This is a genomic window from Leifsonia sp. YAF41, assembly GCF_052113185.1.
Taxonomy (GTDB): Bacteria; Actinomycetota; Actinomycetes; order Actinomycetales; family Microbacteriaceae; genus Cryobacterium.
This window is the reverse complement of record NZ_JBFRCS010000020.1, coordinates 1-20,768: the sequence shown is the minus strand read 5'-3', so window position 1 is coordinate 20,768 and position 20,768 is coordinate 1. Positions and strand designations below refer to the sequence as shown.

Genomic DNA, 20,768 nt, shown 5'->3' with positions numbered 1-20,768 from the left:
CTCCCCGACGGCCCGCTGTCGCACCCGGAATCGGCCGCTCAGAGGTTGCGCGCCGCGACCGCCGCCGCCCGAAAATCGGCCAGCAGCGCGAGAACTTGGGCCATCTCATCCGGCCCCTGCACCCGGTAGCCGGCCAGGGAGGCCCCCGGCCCGATCTTCAATCCCAGGTCGTCACTTCGCAGCACCGCGAACGCATCTTCGTCAGTCACGTCGTCGCCGGCGTACATCACGCGGTCGGCACCGGTGTGGGCGCGCAGCTGTTCGATGGCATCCCCCTTGGTGCGTGAACGCACCGAGAACTCGAGAACGTTCTTGCCCTCGCGTACGGTCAGGGTCGGCAAAATCTCGCTGAGCTGGGCGCGCGCCTCGCGCTGTGCAGCATCTCCCTCACCGAGAGCGGTGAGTCGAGTGTGCAGAACCATGCCGGCCGGCTTGCTCTCCACCCAGGCACCGGCGACGGATCCGGCGATGCGTTCGAGCACACGTGACAGCGTCTCCAGCTGTTCGAGTTCCGCGGCAACCAGACTCAGCTCGATGGTCGGAGTGTCGAGTTTCACCTCGATACCGTGCGATCCGGTGAGCAGCACGGCCTCTGGCGGGTTTGCGACATGCTGGAGGCTGACCAGCGCCCGACCCGACACGAATGCCACTCGCACACCGTCAAGCTGAAGCAGACGCTGGACGGCTTCGGCGACGCCGTCGGCGGCGCGGGCGTTCTCCGGTTCATCGACCAGCGGCGCCAGGGTGCCGTCGAAGTCGAGCGCCACAAGCAGGTTCGGCGTTGTCGCCAACTCTCTCAGCCCGGCGACCAGGTTTTCCGGAACCCCGGCCGCCACCTTGGCGCCACCGGTCAGGGTTTCCAGGAACGACGCAGACCACGCTGCGACATCGTTGTCGAACACTTTGCGGCGCAGGGCGCGCATCCGTCGCGTGCGCTCACGCTTCGGCATGTTCACGGCCGTCAAGATTGCCGCCTTGACGCCTTCGATGTCGTGCGGATTGATCAGGATGGCCTGTTTCAGCTCATCCGATGCCCCGGCAAACTCGCTCAGCACCAGCACGCCGTCGTTGTCGAAACGCACCGCGACGTATTCTTTGGCCACGAGGTTCATGCCATCGCGGAGCGCGGTCACGAGCATGACGTCGGCCGACAGGTAGAGGGCCACCATCTCCTCGCGGGGATAGCCGTGGTGGTGATAGCTGATCGCGGGGTGACCGATGGTGGAGTGGTCGCCGTTCAAGCGTCCGACAGCCAGCTCGATCTCGTCGCGCAAATCCATATAGGCGGCAACCCGCTCCCGGGAGGGGCTCGCCACCTGAACAAGAGTCACGTCCTCGGCGGACAGGCTTCCCTCCGCCAGGAGTTCGCCATAGGCCTTGATCCGATGACCGATTCCCTTGGTGTAGTCGAGCCGGTCGACGCCGAGCATGATCGTCTTCGGGTTGCCGAGTTCCTCACGGATCTGACGGGACCGCTCCTGAATGTCCGGACGCTTAGCCAGTTCCTCGAAGCTGGCGGAGTCGATGGAGATCGGGAAATGGCGGGCGATGACCCGGCGGGAATGCTGGGCCGAGTCGGGGACGTCGATGGCGGTGCCGCGGGTGGGGTAGCCGAAGAGGCGACGCACGGCGCGGGAGAAGTTGCCGGCATCCGCCACCCGTTGGAAGCCGATCAGGTCGGCGCCGAGCAGTCCGTCGAGAATTTGCTTGCGCCAGGGCAGCTGCGAATAAATTCCATAGGGCGGAAAGGGGATGTGGTTGAAGAAGCCGATCACGAGGTCTGGCCGTGCGTCGCGCAGCATCCGCGGAACGAGTTGCAGTTGGTAGTCCTGAACCCACACCGTTGCGCCGGGAGCGGCCACCGCAGCAGCGGCTGCGGCGAAGCGCCTGTTCACCGTGACGTAGGAGTCCCACCATTCGCGGTGAAAACTCGGCGGGGAGATGACGTCGTGATAGAGGGGCCACAGGGTGTCGTTCGAGAATCCTTCGTAGTAGAACTCCACGTCCTGGGGACTCAGCCGCACCGGCACAATCGAGATTCCGTCGTTGGAGAACGGCTCAAAATCACGGTCTGCCACCCCGGGCCAGCCCACCCAGGCACCTTCTGATTCACGCATCAAGGGTTCAAGCGCCGTCACCAGGCCACCGGGAGACTTTCGCCAGGACTCGGTTCCGTCCGGTGCGACCTCATGGTCGACCGGAAGACGATTCGAGACGACGACAAGGGAGAAGGTGTCAGCTCGCTCGCTCAGAACTGGAGAATCGGCAGAATGTGAGATAACGCATCCATTCCGGTGTATCGAGAAGGACACACCATTGATCACCCCGAGGCTACCAGCCACTGCTCAGCATGGACTTTGAATGTGACATTCGATCCGTGGCATGAAAGTCTGCGGCCACCGATGCGCTCCCGACGGGTAGCCTGTCTCTCGGAGGCCACAATGCGACGATTTATTTTCAGCGGAGCCATGATCGGCGTGCTCAGCAGCGGCTGGAGTGCTGTGCAAGCCACACGTCACGGGCCTCGCGACTGGCGTTTGATCCTGATCTGGATCAGCTGGGGACTGGGCGCAGCGATCGCCATCGGCACCGTGATCAAAGACGCCGATGAGCGCCAGATCGAGCACTAACTCACTGTTTCCCGGCGTGTCAACCCCCCAAACGGCACCCAACCAGCGAAACTAAGGGTGGCTGGTTCTTGGGAAAGGGGCTTATCATGTTCGGTCGTCGACGTCGTGTCGCACCCGTGATTCACACTCCCGTCATCCAAACGCCGGTACCCGAGCTGAGCAGTGAACGCGTTTACGAGCTGCTGCACGAACGAATCGCACAGATTCTCGGCACCGACGGCGAGTGGACCCTGGTTCCTCGATCAACGACGGACACCGATGCCATCTTCCATGGCCTCAAGGCCGAAGAGATCGCTGCGACGCTCGCCACGATCTTGCGTGTGAACACCGCCGCGCTACGTGGAGAAGTCGAAGCACAACCGACTGCTCTGCCCTGGTCTCCTGCGCCGATCACGGTGTGGGCCGATGCGCCCGCCACCACTGCAGCTGCCGGCACAGCGGATGCCGGCACAGCGGATGTCGGCACAGCGGCCCCGGCCGTCGCATCCGCTGAAGCACGCAGCTTCGTCGCGGCCTGACCCGCAGCCTGATCCCTCGTCGACTCGCCCCACCTCAGCCGAGCGGCGCCCATTCGGCCGGACCGGCGGTTCCCGCCGGATACTCCTCCAGCGGCACGGTGCTGTCACGCCACGCGGCCAGAACGGGGGCGACGATACGCCAGCATTCCACCGCGGCGTCACCACGCACCGACAACGCGGGGTCGCCGTCGAGAAGGCCTTCGAGCACCTCACCGTAGGCGAGAAGTTCGCCCGGCCCGAACGTCACGGCGAGCAGTGCTCGCTCGAGCTCATGAGGGTCGCGTGAGCCGTTGACGTTGATTTCAAGAGACATCTCGTCGGGAGCCAGGGCAATGCGCAGCACCGTCGGGTCGTCCCTCCCCCGGAGACCCACCGGAAGGTGCGAGGCCGGTTTGAAGGTCACCACGATCTCGCGGCGGTGCTCCCCCAGGGCTTTGCCGGATCGCAGCGTGAACGGCACTCCCGCCCAGCGCCACGTATTGATCTCGAATGTCACTTCGGCCAACGTCTCCGTCGCGCGGGAGGGCACGACGCCCGGCTCGTCGACGTAAGCCGCAAGCGGATGCCCCTCGACGACTCCCGCTCCATATCTCGCTCGCCTGCTTGCTCGCCTCGGGCTCCCGCCACGCACCCGGGTCGCGCGCAACACGATTCCCTTGGCATCGCGCAGGTCGGCGGCCCCGAGGGTTGACGGCGGCTCCATCGCGATCACGGCCATCACCTGCAGAAGGTGGCTCTGAATCATGTCTACGAGTGCACCGGCCTTGTCGTAGTAGCCGGCCCGCCCCTCGAGACCCAACTGCTCGTCGTAGACGATGTCGACTCTCGCAATGTGCTCGTTGTTCCAGAGCGGTTCGAAGATGCGATTGGCGAACCGCAGGCCGAGCAGATTGAACACCGTCGACCGGCCGAGAAAATGGTCGACCCGAAATGTCTGTTCCTCTGGCACCAGGGCCGCCAGTTGTGCGTTCAAGGCCACAGCGCCGGCCTCGTCAACGCCGAACGGCTTCTCGAGAGCCAATTCGGTACCGGCCGGCAGGTCGATCGCGGCAAGCGCAGCACAGACCAGCGAGGTCACGGCGGGCGGCAGGGCGAAGTAGATCGCCGGAACGCCCTCACACTCGGCGAGAAGTGTGGCGAGCGACTCGGGGTCGGTGACGTCGGCCTGGTGATACGTCGACGTCGCCACCACGGCGTCAACGGCGGCGCCTGAAGCCTCGGCCGAGGCGAATGACTTGCGGAGGAGTTGCCGCCACTCGGCAGTCGAGAGCGCATCGCTCGCGGCGCCGATCACGTGCAATCGCCGCTCGGGGTTCCGGGTCAACACCTGGCCGAGTGCCGGCAGCAGGAGCCGGGCCGAAAGATCGCCGCTCGCGCCCAGGATCAGAAGAGTCGAAATTGACTGCACCATTGACCCACCGTAGCTGTCAGGATGGCGTTATGGCACTCAATATTGAGGACTATGCACTGCTGAGCGATTCCCGTTCTGCGGCGTTGGTGGGCCGCACCGGCAGTATCGATTGGCTCTGTCTGCCGCGGTTCGACTCCGCTTCGATGTTCGGCGCCCTCCTCGGCAATGAGGAGCACGGCCGCTGGCTGCTTGCCCCCAGCGATCCGGATGCCACCTGTTCCCGCTCGTACGTGGGCGACTCGTTCATCCTGAGAACGCTCTGGACGACCGCGACCGGCCAGGTCGAGGTCATCGACTTCATGCCATCCGCGGATCGCCGCGCCGATATCGTGAGGTGGGTGCGCGGCCTGAACGGCACCGTCGAGATGCACCAGGACCTGCGCATCCGTTTCGGCTATGCCTCGACCGTGCCCTGGGTGCGCCAGCTGCGCGGCGAAATCGGGCATGGGCTCATCGCCATCGCCGGGCCCGACGCGATCGTCGTGCGCGGTCCCCTGCTTCACGCCTCTGACCATCGGCATGTGTCCGAGTTCAGAGTGGATGCGGGTGAGTCAGTCGACCTGCAGATGACCTGGTACCCCTCGCATCATCGCACGCCGGAGCAGATCGACGTGGCCGGAGCTCTCGCCCGCACCGCCGACTGGTGGGATGGCTGGGCGCGTTCGTGCCGGCACGAAGGGGACTATCACGCCGAAGTCGTGCGCTCGATGCTGGTGTTGCGGGCCCTCACCCACGTGGACACCGGAGGCATCGCCGCCGCCGCCACGACGTCCCTCCCCGAGAGTTTCGGCGGCAACCGCAATTGGGACTACCGCTATGTCTGGCTGCGGGATGCCTCCCTGACGCTGGAGGTGCTGCTCTCGCACGGCTACGCCGATGAGGCGGAAGGGTGGCGTGGCTGGTTGCTGCGCGCCGTCGCCGGTGATCCCAACGATGTCCAGATCATGTACGGGCTCGCCGGCGAGCGCTTCCTGCCCGAGCGCGAGCTGAGCAGCCTGCCCGGCTATCGCGAGTCGTCGCCGGTGCGGGTCGGCAATGCCGCGGTCGATCAGTTCCAGCTTGATGTGATCGGGGAGGTGATGGTGGCGCTTCACGCCGCACGCAACGCCGGGGTGACGGAGTCAGCGTTCTCCTGGCCGCTCCAGCGTGCGTTGATGGCATTTCTGGAGAAGAACTGGCGTCGGTTAGACCACGGCATCTGGGAGACACGGGGGCCGGCTCGCGAGTTCACCCACTCTCGGGTGATGGTCTGGGCGGCGTTCGATCGTGCGGTGCGGGCGATCACCGAGCATGGGATGGAAGGTCCGCTGGTGCGGTGGACGGCACTCCGCGATCAACTCCGGCGCGACATCGAAGAGCGCGGTTTCAGCAGAGCCCGAAACAGTTACACCCAGTTCTTCGGCAGTGAACAAGTCGATGCGTCGCTGCTTGCTCTCCCCCAGGTCGGGTTCTGCTCCGCCGACGATCCGCGCATGCTCGGCACCGTCGCAGCGATTGAGTCTGATTTGCTGCGGGACGGACTCGTCATGCGCTACCGCGACGAGCAATCGGTCGATGGGCTCACCCCGGGCGAAAACCCGTTTCTCGCCTGCTCGTTCTGGTTGGTCGAGCAGTATGCGGCTTCGGGGCGACACAAGGATGCGACGACATTGATGGATCGACTCGTCGGCTGTGTCAATGACGTCGGGTTGCTGTCTGAGCAATACGACGTGACGAACGGGCATCAGGCCGGCAACACCCCGCAGGCGCTGTCGCACCTGGCGCTGGTGCGCGCGGCCGATGCGATCGTAGGCGGCACCGATTCGCCCTGCCGTTGACGCAGCATCCGCCGCGCCCGTTCTAGAGATTCGAAGGATTCTTTGTAGACCTTCGCCGCCACCGGCACTCCGGCGAATTCTAGATTGATGAACATGCCCTCCTCGCTTGACTCCACAGCCACACCGCCCGCCCCTCGTGAAGGCCGCACTCCGCGACGCCGGAGCACCCTGACCGCCCGCGATCTCGCACAGATCGCGATCTTTGCTGCGCTGATTGCCGCGCTGGGCCTGCCGGGCGCGATCAGCCTGGGCGCCGTCGCGGTGCCGCTGACCTTCCAGACTCTCGGAGTGATGCTGGCCGGCGCCCTGCTCGGCGCACGAAAAGGCTTTCTCGCCGTGTTGCTGTTGCTCGTGCTGACGGCCGCAGGTCTTCCCCTGCTCTCGGGTGGTCGCGGTGGTCTGGTCTGGTTCACGACCTCGCCGTCAGCCGGCTACCTGTACGGCTGGCTTCTTGCCGCCGCAGTCATCGGTTACCTCACGGCGCGGCTGCTGCCGAAATACCCGCTGTGGCCGGCACTCGGCGCCACCGCGCTCGGTGGAATCGTCGCCGTCTACCTGATCGGCGTTCCCGTCACGGCGTGGAACCTGAACATCCCCATCTGGGTGGCGCTCACCGACAGCCTCAAGTTCCTTCCCGGCGACCTTCTCAAGGTCGTGGTCACCGTGCTCGTGGCCCGTCAAGTGCACAAGGCCTACCCCGGGCTCATCCCGGTGCGTCGTCGCGGGACGGATGCTCTGACGGATGCCCCTGCTGTCCACGCGGACGTCGACGCGCCATCCGCGCCGGCCGTTGGCTAACCGATGGCACTCATCGCCTTTGACGGGATCTCCCAGGCGTTCGGGGAGCGCCGCGTGCTGCAGGACGTCAGCCTGACGCTTGCCGAACACCGGATTGGCATCGTCGGAGCCAACGGTTCGGGCAAGTCCACCTTGGTGCGCCTGATCAATGGTCTCATCACGCCGCAGCAGGGACGGGTGAGCGTCGACGGCGTCGACGTTTCCCGTCACGCCCGGGAGGTACGGCGCCGCGTCGGGTTCGTTTTCACGAATCCTGACAATCAAATTGTGATGCCGACGGTCGAGGAAGATGTGGCTTTCACACTGCGCCGACGCGGGCTGACCAAGGATGAGATTGCGACCCGCACCGCCCTGACACTCGAGCGATTCGGCCTTGCCGCACACGCCTCGCATCCGGCGCATCGTTTGTCGGGCGGACAGAAACAGCTCTTGGCCCTGGCCGCCGTGCTCGTTGCCGAACCCGATGTGGTCATCGCCGATGAGCCGACGACGCTGTTGGATGCGCGCAACACCCGTCAGATCGGCGAGTTGTTGCGATCGCTCCCTCAGCAGCTCATCGTCGTCACCCATCAGCTCGACCTCCTTGCCGACTTCGACCGCGTCATCGTGATCGAAGACGGCCGGGTCGCCGCCGACGGAACTCCTGCCGTCGCCCTCGACGCCTACCGCGAGCTTCTTGCATGAGCGGCCTGGCATGATCGGCCTCTACTCTCCGGGCACCTCGGTGATTCACCGGGCACCGACCGGATTGAAGCTGCTTCTGCTCTCGGTCGGCGCGATCGTAGTGAGCACGATTCAGGATCCGCTGCTCCTCGGCGGAGCCGCCCTTCTCGTCGCAGCGCTCTTCGTCATCGCCCGGGTGCCGGCCGGCGCGGCCGCCCGCCAGATCACTCCCATTCTCTGGATGCTGGTGATCGTGGTTCCCATTCAGGGCTTGCTCGCCGGGTGGCTCGTCGCCGGGCTCATGGCGGCGCGACTTCTCATTGCCGTGGCACTCGCCGCACTCTTCACCCTCACCACGCCGGTCTCCTCGGTGTTGGAGACGTTCGAGCGGATGCTGCGCCCGTTCAACCGATGGATCGACGGCGACCGGGTTGGGCTGCTCGTCGCGCTCACCATCCGCTGCATCCCACTCCTCGCCGACATCGTCACGGAGGTGCTCGAAGCGCGGAAGGCCAGAGGAACCCGCGGCTCGCTGTTGGCGCTCGCGGTGCCGGTTGTCGTGCGTTCCCTCTACGCCGCCGACGCGCTCGGTGAGGCGCTGATCGCTCGCGGCTTCGACGACTGACCCGACCATCGACATCCGTCAGGTTCGCACCGTCGTGTGAGAGCATGACGTCGACCATGCTGGGCGTCCGCTCAGGCTGCACTCAGGTTCTGCATAGACGGAGACGGCATCCTTGATCGATACGTCTGCATCCGTAACGTTGACCTATAGAGAGATTTTTCGTGCGCAAACTTCCAGTACTCCTCGTCATTGCCGGCGCCGCCCTGGCGCTGACCGGCTGCAGCAGCACCGTGTCGAACCCCTCGGCCGATTCTAAAACTGCCTCGTCGGCAGAATGCACCGCACCGGGCAAGATCTCGGATTCGGTCAAAGTGACCGGCGACTTCGGCACCAGCCCCAAGGTGACGTTCAAGACCCCGCTCGCGTCGCCGAAGTCGACTGAGCGTTCCGTCGTCGTCGAAGGCAAGGGCAAAGAGGTCGCCAAGACCGGTTCGGTGCTCGACGTCTCGTACACCGCCTACAACGCCACGACCGGCAAGACCATCGACACGACGGAGTACGGTGCCGACGCGAAGGCCACCCAGCTCAGCGTTGACAAGACGAAGTACATCGCCGGCCTGGTTGCCGCGGTGAACTGCTCGGTCAGCGGTGACCGCGTCGTCGCAGTGATGCCTCCGGCCGACGGCTTCGGCACCGAGGGCTCGAGCGGCTTCGGCATCGGCGCGAAGGATTCAATGATCTTCGTGATCGACGTCAACAAGGTCTCCGCTCCCCCTGTCGTACTGGCGAAGGCGAATGGCGCCGATGTGAAGCCGGAAGCCGGCCTGCCGACGGTCAAGTTGGCCAAGGATGGCGCGCCCACGATCACCATCCCGAAGACCGATCCCCCCGCCGAGCTGAAGATCGCCCCACTCAAAAAGGGTGACGGAGCCGTCGTCGGCGAGGGCGACACCGTCTCGGTCGAGTACACCGGAGTGATCTGGGCCAGCGGCAAGACCTTCGACTCGTCGTGGAAGACGGAGGGCGCCACCTCGTTCCCGACCTCGGGTGTCATTCCCGGCTTCGGCAAGGCACTCGTCGGTCAGACCGTCGGCTCGCAGGTCATGGCCGTGATTCCCCCGGGTGACGGCTACGGCGCTGCCGGAGTTCCGAACGCCGGAATCGGCGGCACTGACACGCTCGTGTTCGTCGTCGACATCCTGGGCACGACTCCCGCCGCGAAGTAGGCCTCGAGGCCTCAGCAGCACAACAGGCGGCCCGACACTCGAACGATTTCGTTCGATGTCGGGCCGCCTTTTCTTCTGCCCGCTTCCGGAGCTTGCCCTTCTGGCCGCTCACAAGCGTGAGTAGCATGCAGGGCGAATGCGGCACTGGCCGTGCTCATCACTGCAGAGGGAGGAGAACGAATCATGGACTGGAAAATCGAGCTCGTCGCCGTGCCGGTCAGCGATGTCGACCGTGCCAAGGCGTTCTACGTCGACCAAGTCGGCTTTCACGACGATTTTGACGTGCAAGTGAATGAGAATCTGCGTTTTGTTCAGTTGACGCCGCCGGGTTCGGCCTGTTCGATCGTGCTGGGCACGGGCATCACTGAGATGAAGCCGGGCAGCCAGCTCGGTATTCAGATTGTCGTGCCGAATGCCGAAGAAGCCCGCGCGCACCTGGTGGCGAACGGCGTCGAGGCAAGCGAGGTCCAGGTGCTGGACTGGGGAAGTTTCGTCGGCTTCTCTGACCCCGATGGCAACACCTGGGCGCTGCAAGAGCTCCCGCCGCGCCCCTGAGCTCGGTACCCGACCAAGGCGGACCTTACCGGCGTAGCTAACCGCTTTGGCACGGCAGACGATAGTGCTCGTAAAGGCCCCTATCGGAGGACGAACTACGCATCATGACACCTACGCGCTCGATCGCCGCATCGCTCACCGGCCCGCACATCCCGCGATTCGCGCCACGGATCGAGCTCACGCCCGACCGTCACGGAGACTTGCCGGCGTTGCTCGTCGACCCGATCGACAGTCGTGGACGCCGGATCGAAGGACTCTGGATTCTCGACGCTGCGCCCCGCTCGGTGGCCGGCGCCGTCTACCGGTGGGTCGAAACGCGCCAGCGCTAAGACCGAAGCACCCCTGACAGGAATGTGCCGCTCACTGTTTCGGTGAAACGGCACGGTTTCATCGACAGGGCACGTAAAAACGGCGTCCGGGATACGAATCCCGAACGCCGTTCTTTCGTCCTGTCGCCGACAGGGCCTGAGAGGCCTAGTCCGTCAGCTCAGCGACATAATCCTTGTTCTCGACCATCCACTTTTTCACGATGGGATCGTAGTCACCGGCTCCCGCTGCGTCACCGTTGAACATGACGTTCTCCAGTCCGTACAGCTTGTCGGAGTCGAGCTTGAAGTCCTTGATCCAACCGGAGAGAACCGGGAAGTCCTTCTCAAACGACAGGCTGCCGATCGAGTGAATCGACTCGGTCGTACCCAGCGCCCCCTTCGGGTCTGCGAGGTTCTTCAGGTCGAACTCGTCGTAGGCCCAGTGCGGCGCCCACAGCGTGACGGCGATGTTCTCGCCGGAGTCCATGGCGGCCTTCAGCTCAGACAGCATCGCCGGTGTCGACGATGTGACGAAGTCCATACCGCCGAGTCCGTACTGCGGAATCGCGTTCTGCTCGGTGGCGTCGGTCAGACCGGCGCCCGGCTCGATACCCACAATGCGATTGTCGAACAGGTCGGCATTGGCCGCGAGCTCCTCAAGCGAATCGATCGGGGCATCCGCGTTCACGGCGATGAAGTTGGCAGCATCTTCATTCCACGAACCCAGGTCAACAAGCTTGTCGCCGTACTTCTCCATGTACGCCTGGTGCGTGGTCGGCAGCCAGGAGTCAAGGACCAGGTCGTAATCTCCGGCGCTGAGGCCGATGTACGCCGTGCCGGCATCCGCGTATTCGAGGTCGACGTTGTAGCCCTGATCCTCCAGGATGTTCTTCCAGAGATAGGACGCAGCCTCGCCTTCCGGCCAGCCGTTGAAGACGGCGATCTTGAGGTCTTTCTTGTCGCCGTTCCCGGGGCCGGCCGAGTCGGAACTCGAGTTTGCAGCGGTCACTCCGGTGACGGCCAGTGCGACAACAACCACCGCAGCGCCGGTCGCGATGAGCCCCTTGCGCAGCCGACTGGCCGGCGCACCGGACTTCGCCTGTGCTTTCGCCGCGGACCGAGCAAAGAGACGCTTCGGGCTGGGCGTTCCCAGAGACGCGGTGAGGCGGTCGAGCAGGATGGCGAGGATCACGACAGAGAGACCTGCTTCGAAGCCCAGGCCCACGTCGATTCGGCTCAGAGCCTGCACGATCTGGCCACCCAAACCACCAGCGCCGACCATGCCGGCGATGACGACCATCGAGAGCGACAGCATGATCACCTGGTTGACGCCGGCCATGATGGTCGGAGCCGCAAGGGGAAGCTGAATCTGGCGCAGGATGCGACGGGGCGAGGCCCCGAAGGCGTGACCGGCCTCGACAACTTCCTTGTCAACGCCGCGGATGCCGAGCTCGGTCATTCGAACGCCGGGAGCCAGCGAGAAGATGATCGTCGCCACAATGCCGGGAACGACACCGACGCGGAACAGGATCAGCGCGGGAATCAGGTAGACGAACGCCGGCATGGTCTGCATGAAGTCGAGCGCGGGCTTCAAGATCTTCGACGCCGTGCTCGATCGTGCAGCCAAGATACCGAGCGGCACGCTGATGATGATCGCGATGATCGCGGCAACGAGTACCAGCGCCAGCGTGTCCATGGCGTTTGCCCACTGGTCGACCCCAGCGATCAGAAGGAGTCCAACGGCGGTTCCGGCTCCGAAGACCCAGCCTCGCGCCCAGACTCCCAGTGCGGCGATCAACACGACGAGCACCCAGAACGGCGGGGTCTGCAGGAGCAGATCGACGCCCTCGTAGAAGCCGCCGAAGATGGCGCTGATCACGTTGAACACCGGCTGAAAGACGTCGGTGATGAATTGCACAAAGGCCTCAGCCCAGGTGCCGATGGGAAGACGGATGTCGTTCATCGCGAACCTCCTTCAGTTCCGGCCAACGCCGGGGTGTTGGCGGCTACCTCCGCGGCAGCCGCAGCGGCGGCAGGTGCCGTCTCGCGCAGCGTTTCGGTGATCACGTCCATCGAATACGTGGCGGGAGGCTGGACGATCTCGAGCTCACCCGTGTTCGCCGGCACGTTCCCCAACGCGGCAAGCAGCGTGACGCGGGGAATGACACCGAGCAGGCGCTGCTTATCATCGACAACAGCAACCGGGAGGGGGCTCTCGACGGAGAGTTCGAACAAGTCGCTGAGGTGGGCGTCGGGTTCGATGGTCGCCACATCGTTGCGTACGATGCGGCCCAGGTCGGTCTCGCCGGCCTTCACCTGGCGCATGACGTCCTTGTCGTGGACAACGCCGATGAGCTTGCGGCCGGTGCCGACCACGAACGCGGCAGAGGTCTGCAGGTCGCGCATGGTGCGAAGCGCGGCACGCGGGCCGGCGGACGCCGAGACGACGGACTTCGCCGGCTCCATGACACCGGATGCGGTGAGAACGCGAGCCCGGTCGACATCCTGAACGAACTGGGCGACATAGTCATTCGCCGGGTCGGTGAGAATTTCGTCTGGGGTACCGATCTGCACGATGCGACCGTCGCGCATCACGGCAATGCGGTCGCCGAGGAACATGGCCTCGTTGAGGTCGTGGGTGATGAAGATGATCGTCTTGCCGAGTTCAGCTTGCAGCTCACGGAGCTGCTCTTGCATTTCGCGGCGGATGAGCGGGTCAAGCGCTGAGAACGCCTCGTCCATCAACAACACGTCAGTGTCGGCGGCCAAGGCCCGTCCGAGACCCACACGCTGCTGCATCCCGCCCGAGAGCTCTGACGGCAAGCTGTCTGCCCAGCCGTCGAGACCGACGAGGCGAATGATGGTGCGGGCGCGCTCCAACCGTTCGGCGCGCGGCACACCCTGCACTTCAAGTCCGTACGCCACGTTGTCGATCACCGTGCGGTGCGGCAGCAGGGCGAAGTGCTGAAAGACCATCGAGATTTTGGTGCGGCGCACGTCGCGCAGCTGGGCAGCGGGAACCCCGGTGATCGGGACGCCACCGACGGTGACAGTGCCGCTGGTCGCCTCATGGAGGCCGTTCAGCATTCGGATGAGCGTCGACTTGCCGGAGCCCGACAGTCCCATCACGACGAAGATCTCGCCGGTTTTCACTTCGAACGAAGCGTCAATGACAGCGGCGGTACCGAATGCTGCCAGGTCGGCGCGTGATGCGCCTGCTTCGAGTTTTTTGACGATCTCGTTCGGCCGGCGGCCAAACGCTTTGTACAAATGTTCTGCCTTGACGGCAATGGTTTCAGTCACGGATTCTCCGGCGCATGCGCGCATAATTCTGCTAAGAACCGAGGCGGCATGCGCTCGTAACTTGCAGACGGGTAGGCCATGACTGCAGCACCTTAATCGGCGCCGGCTGGGGCGATCATGGGATCGCTTCCGTCAGGGCCTCACCTTACGCACACGCCCGAAACATCAATGAATCAGCGTGGTCGCGTCCTGGGTGAGGGTCAGTAGACCGAGATTCAGCCTAGCAGACCGTAATTTTGCAAAGACTGTGAGTGGGTCGGCGCAGCAGATTGTGCGTGAAAGTGAGCGCCCTAGCCCGCAGCTCGACCGCGCAGTTTTCCCGGGAGAAAAGGCAGCCAGGGCGCCGAGTAGACGAGCGCTGCCGGCGGCTCAGCACCGATCGTGAAGTCTGCTACGCCGTACTTCCACAACCGGTTGAAGAGAAAGACCTGGATCGTTGCCGACCCCCCGCCGCCAATCTGCCAGGTGCCACTCCCCCACTGCGCGGGCTGACCGCGTCCATTGAGCACGACGGTGGGCTTCGGGAACCAGCCCAGTGCGGGCTTGACGAGTACGAGCTCGAATCGGTTGCGCGGCAAGGGTGTCGATGGGTTCACCTCCACAGCCTATGGCGGCCAGGCGAGCTCAGAGCCCGGCCTGCCTGCCTCAGACGGCTTGGCGCGTGGGAACCTGTTCGAGTTGGGCGAGAAACGGGTTGTGCACGGCTTGCAGCGGGTAGTCCGCCGGAGTCTTTACGCACTCGGGGCACCAGTGTCCGCCGGTGAGAATCAGCCGGGGGCTGCCGGTGAACTCATGCCCAAACGCGCACTCCCAGGTCAACGGTGTGGCGACATCGCCGACGACCACGTCGTCGGTGATGAGACGCCCGCCTCGGAAGGATGCAGCATCCACGTAGTCGGCTGTTGACCACTCTGACGGGTCTTTCGATTCGTCATAACCGTGGTTGAGCTGGGTGGGGATGCGGCTGGGCCGGGGAACTTCGAAGGTCGACCAGCCCCCGATCGCCTCCCATTTCTCTTTCGAGCCGAAGTGAGCGTTGATCTCGGTCGTGTTTCCCGATCGAATGGCCGCCATCGTTCCGCGCGGCTTGCGGGTGACCGGCTTCATCACGAAGTTCCGCACGATCCATGCGGGCACGCGGCCCGCAGAGCGTGCCGATTTCGGGAGCGCCTCGACGGCGCGCGCAAGCGCCGCATCGATGGTGTCGCGTCGGAACGGCACGAGTTGCTCCAGTCGATCACTGTCGGTGTACCACTGACCGTGGAAATTCTTGAGCGCAAACCAGTTGCGGTCGTACCAGCCCCGCACATCCTTCACGCCGACTGCGGCGCTGATTCTGGTCTGAAGCTCCCAATTGGTGATGCGCCATCCCTCGCCGCCGCCGATGTTGTAGATGCCGCCCCAGAACTCCGCGGGCACCTGCGGGTCGCAGAGATGAGCGAGCAGGCGGGCGGCATCTTCGGCCGACACCCACTCCAGAACCCCGGCGAAGGGGGTGTGGGTCATGATCGGGTCGTGCATTTCGAAGAGGCCCGGGTGGAAGATGCCGGTCTGACGCAACCAGGCCCACTTGGGCAGTCCGGAGTCGACAAGCAGCTTCTCGGCGATGACTTTGCTCTGGCCGTATTCGTCGAATTGCGAGACGCGGATGGGATCTCCGATACGCCCCCAGTGGTGCGGAGGGTTGCGATCGCCGGTTTCAGCGACGGAGCCGATGCCGACCACGCCGATGCGGCTCGGGTCAGGCTGCGCGGCGACAGCGCGGATGATGTTCTCCATGCTGCCGATATTCACTTTGTGCGCGAGCACCGGGTTCTCGTCCGCCAGCGGCGACACGATAGCGCCGACGTGGAGCACAATGTCAGCGCGTCGCACGCACGACTCGACGGCGGCGTAGTCGGTGAGGTCGCCGAACACGACCTCCAGGTTCTGCATGTCCGCGAACTCGACGAGGGCTTCGCGGTCCCGCTCGGTCGGCAGTACAAGAGCAACGACGTCAATGCGGTCGGCCCGGGACCGGAACTCTCGCAGCGTGGCGCGGCCCCAGTTGCCCGTGGCGCCGGTGAGAAACACGGTCGTGCGTGACTGTGGCTCGGAGATCGTCATTGCTTTCCGTTCGTTGCGAGGGAGAGTTCGAAACTGCGAAAAGCTTACGGCATTCGGTTTCTAATTCCACCATTCTGGCGCGCTCGAATTCAGGACAATCGAGCGAAGCGCGCCCGCGCACAGCAATAGGCCCCATAGGCAATAAGCCCGATACCGACGAGCGTCAGAATCACGGCGCCGTACGGCAACGCGACGAGTGATTTCAGTGCCCCGTCAAGCCCGGTGGCCTTGCTGGGATCGAAGGTCACCGCCGCGGCGACAAAGAGTATTCCGACCATGCCGAGGGCGACCCCCTTGGCGATGTAGCCCAGCATCCCCACGGTCGTGATGATCGTGCCGATGACTCCCGGGCCGCGTCGTCGACACGGGGCCGGCAGCAACCCCGTGCTTGAGTGAGAGTTCGGGAAAGACACCCGGAAACGAAAGAACCCCCGGCCAGATTTGCATCTGCCGGGGGTTTGTGGTGCACCCCCCCGGACTTGAACCGGGAACCCACTGATTAAGAGTCAGTTGCTCTGCCAATTGAGCTAGAGGTGCGTGTTGGTTTCTTTCAGCTTGCGCTGTCCGAACCGAGATCAACAATAACATCAGGCATACGTCAGATACCAAATCGGCGAAATGCCGGGCGCGTCACGCCTGAATCACTATCGTGGTGGGTGTGACTGAACCCACCAATTTCTCCCTGTCCGACGACCTCGCGCTTGCACTGAAGCTGGCGGATGCAGCAGATGCGATCTCGCGTTCGCGCTTCACCGCGATGGATTTGGTCGTCACGACCAAGCCCGACCGCACGCCGGTGACGGATGCCGACCAGGCCGTCGAGCGGGCCATCCGTGAAGGCCTCGCCGAAGCGCGCCCCGAGGATGGCATTCTCGGTGAGGAATATGGCGCAGAGGGCTCGACGCAGCGCCAGTGGATCATCGACCCGATCGACGGCACAGCCAACTTCTTGCGCGGTGTGCCGATCTGGGCCTCACTGATCTCACTCGCCGTCGACGGCGTGCCCGTGGTCGGCGTCGTCAGCGCGCCGGCTCTCGGCAAGCGCTGGTGGGCGACGACCGGCGGTGGCGCGTGGATGACCGACGAGCGCACACCGGATGCCGCTCCCGTACGCCTGCAGGTGTCGGCCGTCTCCGATCTCGCCGACGCCTCGCTCAGCTACAACAGCATCCAGCAGTGGGATGTCGCCGGTCACTTGGAACCGCTCATCGCCCTCTCCCGCCAGGTCTGGCGCACACGCGCCTACGGCGAGATGTGGTCGTACATGATGCTCGCCGAGGGCCTGCTCGACATAGCCGGTGAGTTCGACCTCAAACCGTACGACATGGCTGCGCTCGTGCCGATCATCCAGGAGGCCGGCGGACGTTTCACGTCGGTCGATGGCCAGGATGGCCCGTGGCACGGCAGCGCGCTGGCCACCAACGGCTTGCTCCACGACGCAACTCTCGCCGCGCTCGGCACTGCGACGACACACTAGCTCGCGCGGGCCGACCCGCCGGGTCTCACTGGCGCCCGACACTTGGGCGTGCGAAATCCCGGTGGGCGTGCACCATCGCGCACGCCCACCGGGATTCCCCACGCCACAGTGCTCCGCGCCAGCGCGCAGTCGCCGCTGCTAGGCGGCCATCGGCACTTCGGCTTGAGCCGGGCCGACGACGAGCGCGTCGCCGTCGACCGACACCGAGACCACCCCACCGGGCAGCACCGACGACGCCACCAGCAGGTCTGCGATACGGTCATCGACCTCCCGCTGAATGACGCGGCGCAGCGGCCGAGCCCCATACTCAGGCTCGTAGCCACGCTGGACGATCCAGTCGATCGCATCCTCGCTGATGACGAGGGTCATGTCCTGCGCGTGCAGTCGACGCTCGGTCTGGTTCAGTAGCAGTCGCACGATCTGGCGGAGCTCCACCTGGTCCAGCTTCTGGAAGAGCACGATCTCATCGATACGGTTGAGGAACTCCGGTCGCATCGCCTCACGCAGTTTGCCCATCACCCGGTCGCGGAGAGCCTTCTCCGACCCGAACCCGTTACCGGCGCCATCCGTTTCAGCGATGAAGCCCAACGCTCCGCTGCGGCTGGCCAGAAACTCCGAGCCGAGGTTCGAGGTCATGATGATCACCGTGTTGCGGAAGTCGACCGTGCGCCCCTGACCGTCGGTCAGGCGTCCGTCGTCGAGCACCTGCAGCAGCAGGTTGAAGACGTCGGGGTGGGCCTTCTCGATCTCGTCGAGCAGGATGACGGAGTACGGATTGCGCCGCACCCGCTCCGTGAGCTGTCCGGCCTCGTCGTAGCCGACGTAGCCGGGAGGGGCTCCGACGAGTCGGCTGGCGGTGTGCCGTTCGCTGAACTCGCTCATGTCGAAGCGCAGCATGGCCTTCTCATCGCCGAAGAGCGACTCGGCCAGAGCTTTCGCCAGTTCGGTCTTGCCGACACCGGTCGGGCCGAGGAACAGGAAGCTTCCGACCGGTCGACCAGCGTCACCCATGCCGGTGCGGTTGCGCCTCACGGCCTTGGCGATCACGTTCACCGCGTCATTCTGGCCAACAAGACGCTGGTGCAGGTCGTCTTCTAGCCGCGCGAGCCGGTCACGGTCGGTAGCGGTCACACGACTGGCAGGGATGCCCGTCGCTCGCGCGATGATCTCGGCGATTTCGGGTTCGTCGATGACGGCCGACGTGGCCGACGTGGATTCCGCACCCGGTGCTGTGGTGGCCGACGCGATCTGCGCCTCAACGGCGTCGATCTCGTCGCGCAGACGCGACGCCTCCTCATACTGCTCGGCGTCGACTGCGGCGGACTTCTGCCCCTCGAGAGCGGCAATCTGCTCGCGCAACGCACTCAAGTCGACAACAGAGCCCAGTTTCAGGCGCATTCGTGCACCTGCCTGGTCGATCAGGTCGATCGCCTTATCGGGAAGGAACCGGTCGGTGATGTACCGCGCCGACATCTCGACGGCGGTGCGAATCGCCGCGTCGGTGTAGGTCACGTTGTGGTGCTCTTCGTAGCGGTCTTTCAATCCGTCGAGAATCTGCACGGCATCTTCGATGCTCGGCTCCCCCACCGTCACCGGCTGGAAACGGCGCTCGAGAGCGGGGTCCTTCTCGACCTTGCGGTACTCCTTGAGTGTGGTCGCGCCGACGAGGTGCAGCTCGCCGCGCGCGAGGCGCGGCTTGAGAATGTTTCCGGCGTCCATGCCGCCGTCACCGGCCGCACCGGCACCGACCACGGAGTGAAGTTCGTCGATGAAGATGATCAATTCGCTCGAGCGCGCACTGATTTCATCCATCGTCTTGGTCAACCGCTCTTCGAAGTCGCCGCGGAAACGGGTTCCGGCGAGCATGGCGGCCAGATCGAGCGAGATCACACGCTTGCCTCGCAGCTGCTCGGGCACGTGACCGTCGACGATCGCCTGCGCGAGGCCGTCGACAATCGCCGTCTTTCCGACGCCGGGCTCACCGATCAGAACCGGGTTGTTCTTGGTGCGCCGCGACAAGATCTCGACCGTCTGATCGATCTCCTCGGCACGCCCGATCACGGGGTCGAGCCGGCCCGCTCGGGCACTCTCGGTCAGGTCGGTTCCGTAGAGGTCCAGCATCGGGGTGTCAGAATCAGCGGATGCCTGGCCCGGGTTCGCCGCCGCGGTCGCGGCTGCCTGCGCCGCGCTTTCCGCCCCGGCCTGCAACGCAGCCGGGGTGACACCGGCGGCGGCGAGTATCTGGCCGGTGGGGGCATCCTGATTCACCATGAAGGCGAAGAAGAGGTGCTCGGGGTCGACGTAGGTCGAGCCGAACGAGCGTGCCACCTGGTGGGCGTCAAGCAGAGCGCGCTGAGCCGACGGCGTGAAGGCCGGCGGTGTCGTGGCGCGCTCCTCCGAGGATTCCGGAAGCCGCTGTTCGACAGCCTTCACGATCGCTTCGGGGTCGAGTCCTGCGTTGGTGAGCGCTGCGGTCGCGGCCGGAAGCGTCAGCATCACGCGCAGAATGTGCAGCGCGTCAACGTGGGAATGGCCGTGGCTGACGGCGAACTCGGCAGCTTGCGCGAGCACTTCGTGCGTGCGGCGACTGAGCATCCGGGTGAGATCAATGGGTCGCACGGGCTGGGCCGCGCGCTGGCTCTTCAGGTAGCGAGCAAGAAATTCGTCGAACGAACCGCTGCCGGAACCATCTGCGCCGAAGAAAGTGGGCATCTGTCCTCCTAGAAACTTGAGTGCCTTCGACTCAAGTTAACGTCGGTGTGCCCATTTCATTCCCGGTCCGTTCAGATGGCCCTGTCGCTTCGCGATCATTTCGCGGTTGGCGAAACCATCGGGATCCCGTACCGTGCCGAGTTCCGCGCTACCGACATCAGGAGTGGCGGCGTGTTGTCCGGGTAGTGCCCTTGGAGCGGCGCGGAGCCTCGGCGGCGCGGAGCCTCGGCGCCGCGACTCGACCCGGGCGTGGGGAATCCCGGTCGGCGTGCGCCATTCCCCACGCCCAGCGGGATTTCCCACGCCGACATCACGACCGCGCGGCCCTTTCAAGCACGTGCCGTGACGGTGGTCGAGCCTGTCGAGACCCCGTGACCCAGCCTTCAGACTCGGCCCTCTCGCCGACCCGCCCTCCACAGGCGCCGGTCCGCAGAGTTGTCCACAACCCCTGGTCAACAGGCCTTTCGTGTCAGTGCGATGTCGGTGGTGCCTGGAAGACTTCAGGTATGAACCCGCTGTTGGATCGTCTCGGCGAACAGGTCGATCTCGTCGCCGAATTGCACCGCAGGCAGGCCGTGCTGGCCGCCGAGACCGCCGTCGCCATCGACCGGGCGCGGCAGCTCAGTGAGAACCTGACCACGCTCCCGGTCACCGAGTCGACCCTGCGGCAGCGCTGGGC

Annotated in this window: 18 protein-coding genes, 1 tRNA gene and 1 pseudogene; 10 read left to right on the top strand and 10 right to left on the bottom strand. The window is 64.8% G+C overall.

What is annotated here, in order from left to right:
• Window positions 1–38 precede the first annotated feature (38 nt).
• Window positions 39–2,279: a bifunctional alpha,alpha-trehalose-phosphate synthase (UDP-forming)/trehalose-phosphatase gene (locus AB4Y63_RS18810; RefSeq protein ID WP_441792615.1), complete on the bottom strand. Its 2,241-nt coding sequence runs from the start codon at window positions 2,277–2,279 to the stop codon at window positions 39–41.
• A 162-nt stretch (window positions 2,280–2,441) separates the two neighbouring features.
• Here AB4Y63_RS18810 and AB4Y63_RS18805 point away from each other — a divergent pair, with 162 nt between their 5' ends.
• Both AB4Y63_RS18805 and AB4Y63_RS18800 read left to right on the top strand, forming a co-directional pair.
• Complete coding sequence (locus AB4Y63_RS18805; RefSeq protein WP_441792593.1) at window positions 2,442–2,630, top strand: hypothetical protein; 189 nt, start codon at window positions 2,442–2,444, stop codon at window positions 2,628–2,630.
• Window positions 2,631–2,716: 86 nt separating this feature from the next.
• Window positions 2,717–3,148: a hypothetical protein gene (locus AB4Y63_RS18800; protein WP_441792592.1), complete on the top strand. Its 432-nt coding sequence runs from the start codon at window positions 2,717–2,719 to the stop codon at window positions 3,146–3,148.
• 34 nt (window positions 3,149–3,182) lie between these two features.
• Here AB4Y63_RS18800 and AB4Y63_RS18795 read toward each other — a convergent pair whose 3' ends face one another.
• Window positions 3,183–4,559, bottom strand: coding sequence for a glucose-6-phosphate dehydrogenase (locus AB4Y63_RS18795; RefSeq protein ID WP_441792591.1), 1,377 nt, complete (start codon window positions 4,557–4,559; stop codon window positions 3,183–3,185).
• 29 nt (window positions 4,560–4,588) lie between these two features.
• Here AB4Y63_RS18795 and AB4Y63_RS18790 point away from each other — a divergent pair, with 29 nt between their 5' ends.
• From AB4Y63_RS18790 to AB4Y63_RS18760, 7 genes are all read left to right on the top strand, one after another.
• Entirely contained in the window at window positions 4,589–6,376 is a 1,788-nt protein-coding gene (locus AB4Y63_RS18790) for a glycoside hydrolase family 15 protein (RefSeq protein WP_441792590.1), read from the top strand.
• 93 nt (window positions 6,377–6,469) lie between these two features.
• Window positions 6,470–7,174: a biotin transporter BioY gene (locus tag AB4Y63_RS18785; protein WP_441792589.1), complete on the top strand. Its 705-nt coding sequence runs from the start codon at window positions 6,470–6,472 to the stop codon at window positions 7,172–7,174.
• Window positions 7,175–7,177: 3 nt separating this feature from the next.
• Window positions 7,178–7,858 carry an energy-coupling factor ABC transporter ATP-binding protein gene (locus AB4Y63_RS18780; protein ID WP_441792588.1) on the top strand — a complete coding sequence of 227 codons (681 nt, stop codon included), beginning with the start codon at window positions 7,178–7,180 and terminating at the stop codon, window positions 7,856–7,858.
• A 10-nt stretch (window positions 7,859–7,868) separates the two neighbouring features.
• Entirely contained in the window at window positions 7,869–8,462 is a 594-nt protein-coding gene (locus AB4Y63_RS18775; protein ID WP_441792587.1) for an energy-coupling factor transporter transmembrane component T family protein, read from the top strand.
• 161 nt (window positions 8,463–8,623) lie between these two features.
• Window positions 8,624–9,628, top strand: a complete 1,005-nt coding sequence (locus AB4Y63_RS18770) for an FKBP-type peptidyl-prolyl cis-trans isomerase (RefSeq protein WP_441792586.1) — start codon at window positions 8,624–8,626, stop codon at window positions 9,626–9,628.
• Window positions 9,629–9,811: 183 nt separating this feature from the next.
• A complete protein-coding gene (locus AB4Y63_RS18765; RefSeq protein ID WP_441792585.1) occupies window positions 9,812–10,183 on the top strand; it encodes a VOC family protein in 372 nt (123 codons plus the stop codon).
• A gap of 104 nt (window positions 10,184–10,287) precedes the next feature.
• Window positions 10,288–10,512, top strand: coding sequence for a hypothetical protein (locus AB4Y63_RS18760; RefSeq protein ID WP_441792584.1), 225 nt, complete (start codon window positions 10,288–10,290; stop codon window positions 10,510–10,512).
• 145 nt (window positions 10,513–10,657) lie between these two features.
• Here AB4Y63_RS18760 and AB4Y63_RS18755 read toward each other — a convergent pair whose 3' ends face one another.
• The 7 genes and pseudogenes from AB4Y63_RS18755 to AB4Y63_RS18725 form a co-directional block, all read right to left on the bottom strand.
• Window positions 10,658–11,644 (bottom strand): glycine betaine ABC transporter substrate-binding protein, encoded by a 987-nt coding sequence (locus AB4Y63_RS18755; protein ID WP_441792614.1) that lies wholly within the window; start codon window positions 11,642–11,644, stop codon window positions 10,658–10,660.
• Window positions 11,636–12,454 (bottom strand): annotated as a pseudogene (locus tag AB4Y63_RS18750) (ABC transporter permease); the annotation flags it as partial. The pseudogene AB4Y63_RS18750 and the gene AB4Y63_RS18755, both read right to left, overlap by 9 nt.
• On the bottom strand, window positions 12,451–13,818 hold the full coding sequence (locus AB4Y63_RS18745; protein ID WP_441792583.1) for a quaternary amine ABC transporter ATP-binding protein: 1,368 nt from the start codon (window positions 13,816–13,818) through the stop codon (window positions 12,451–12,453). The pseudogene AB4Y63_RS18750 and the gene AB4Y63_RS18745, both read right to left, overlap by 4 nt.
• 266 nt (window positions 13,819–14,084) lie before the next feature.
• A complete protein-coding gene (locus AB4Y63_RS18740) occupies window positions 14,085–14,390 on the bottom strand; it encodes a hypothetical protein (protein WP_441792582.1) in 306 nt (101 codons plus the stop codon).
• Between the two features lie 49 nt (window positions 14,391–14,439).
• Window positions 14,440–15,900, bottom strand: coding sequence for an NAD-dependent epimerase/dehydratase family protein (locus AB4Y63_RS18735; protein WP_441792581.1), 1,461 nt, complete (start codon window positions 15,898–15,900; stop codon window positions 14,440–14,442).
• Window positions 15,901–15,989: 89 nt separating this feature from the next.
• Window positions 15,990–16,313: a DUF1206 domain-containing protein gene (locus tag AB4Y63_RS18730; protein ID WP_441792580.1), complete on the bottom strand. Its 324-nt coding sequence runs from the start codon at window positions 16,311–16,313 to the stop codon at window positions 15,990–15,992.
• Between the two features lie 48 nt (window positions 16,314–16,361).
• A tRNA-Lys gene (locus AB4Y63_RS18725) sits at window positions 16,362–16,437 on the bottom strand.
• Window positions 16,438–16,558: 121 nt separating this feature from the next.
• Here AB4Y63_RS18725 and AB4Y63_RS18720 point away from each other — a divergent pair.
• Entirely contained in the window at window positions 16,559–17,377 is an 819-nt protein-coding gene (locus AB4Y63_RS18720; protein WP_441792579.1) for an inositol monophosphatase family protein, read from the top strand.
• A gap of 138 nt (window positions 17,378–17,515) precedes the next feature.
• On the opposite strand, the gene AB4Y63_RS18715 is transcribed toward AB4Y63_RS18720, so the two are convergent.
• Window positions 17,516–20,089, bottom strand: coding sequence for an ATP-dependent Clp protease ATP-binding subunit (locus AB4Y63_RS18715; protein ID WP_441792578.1), 2,574 nt, complete (start codon window positions 20,087–20,089; stop codon window positions 17,516–17,518).
• Window positions 20,090–20,768: the final 679 nt, after the last annotated feature.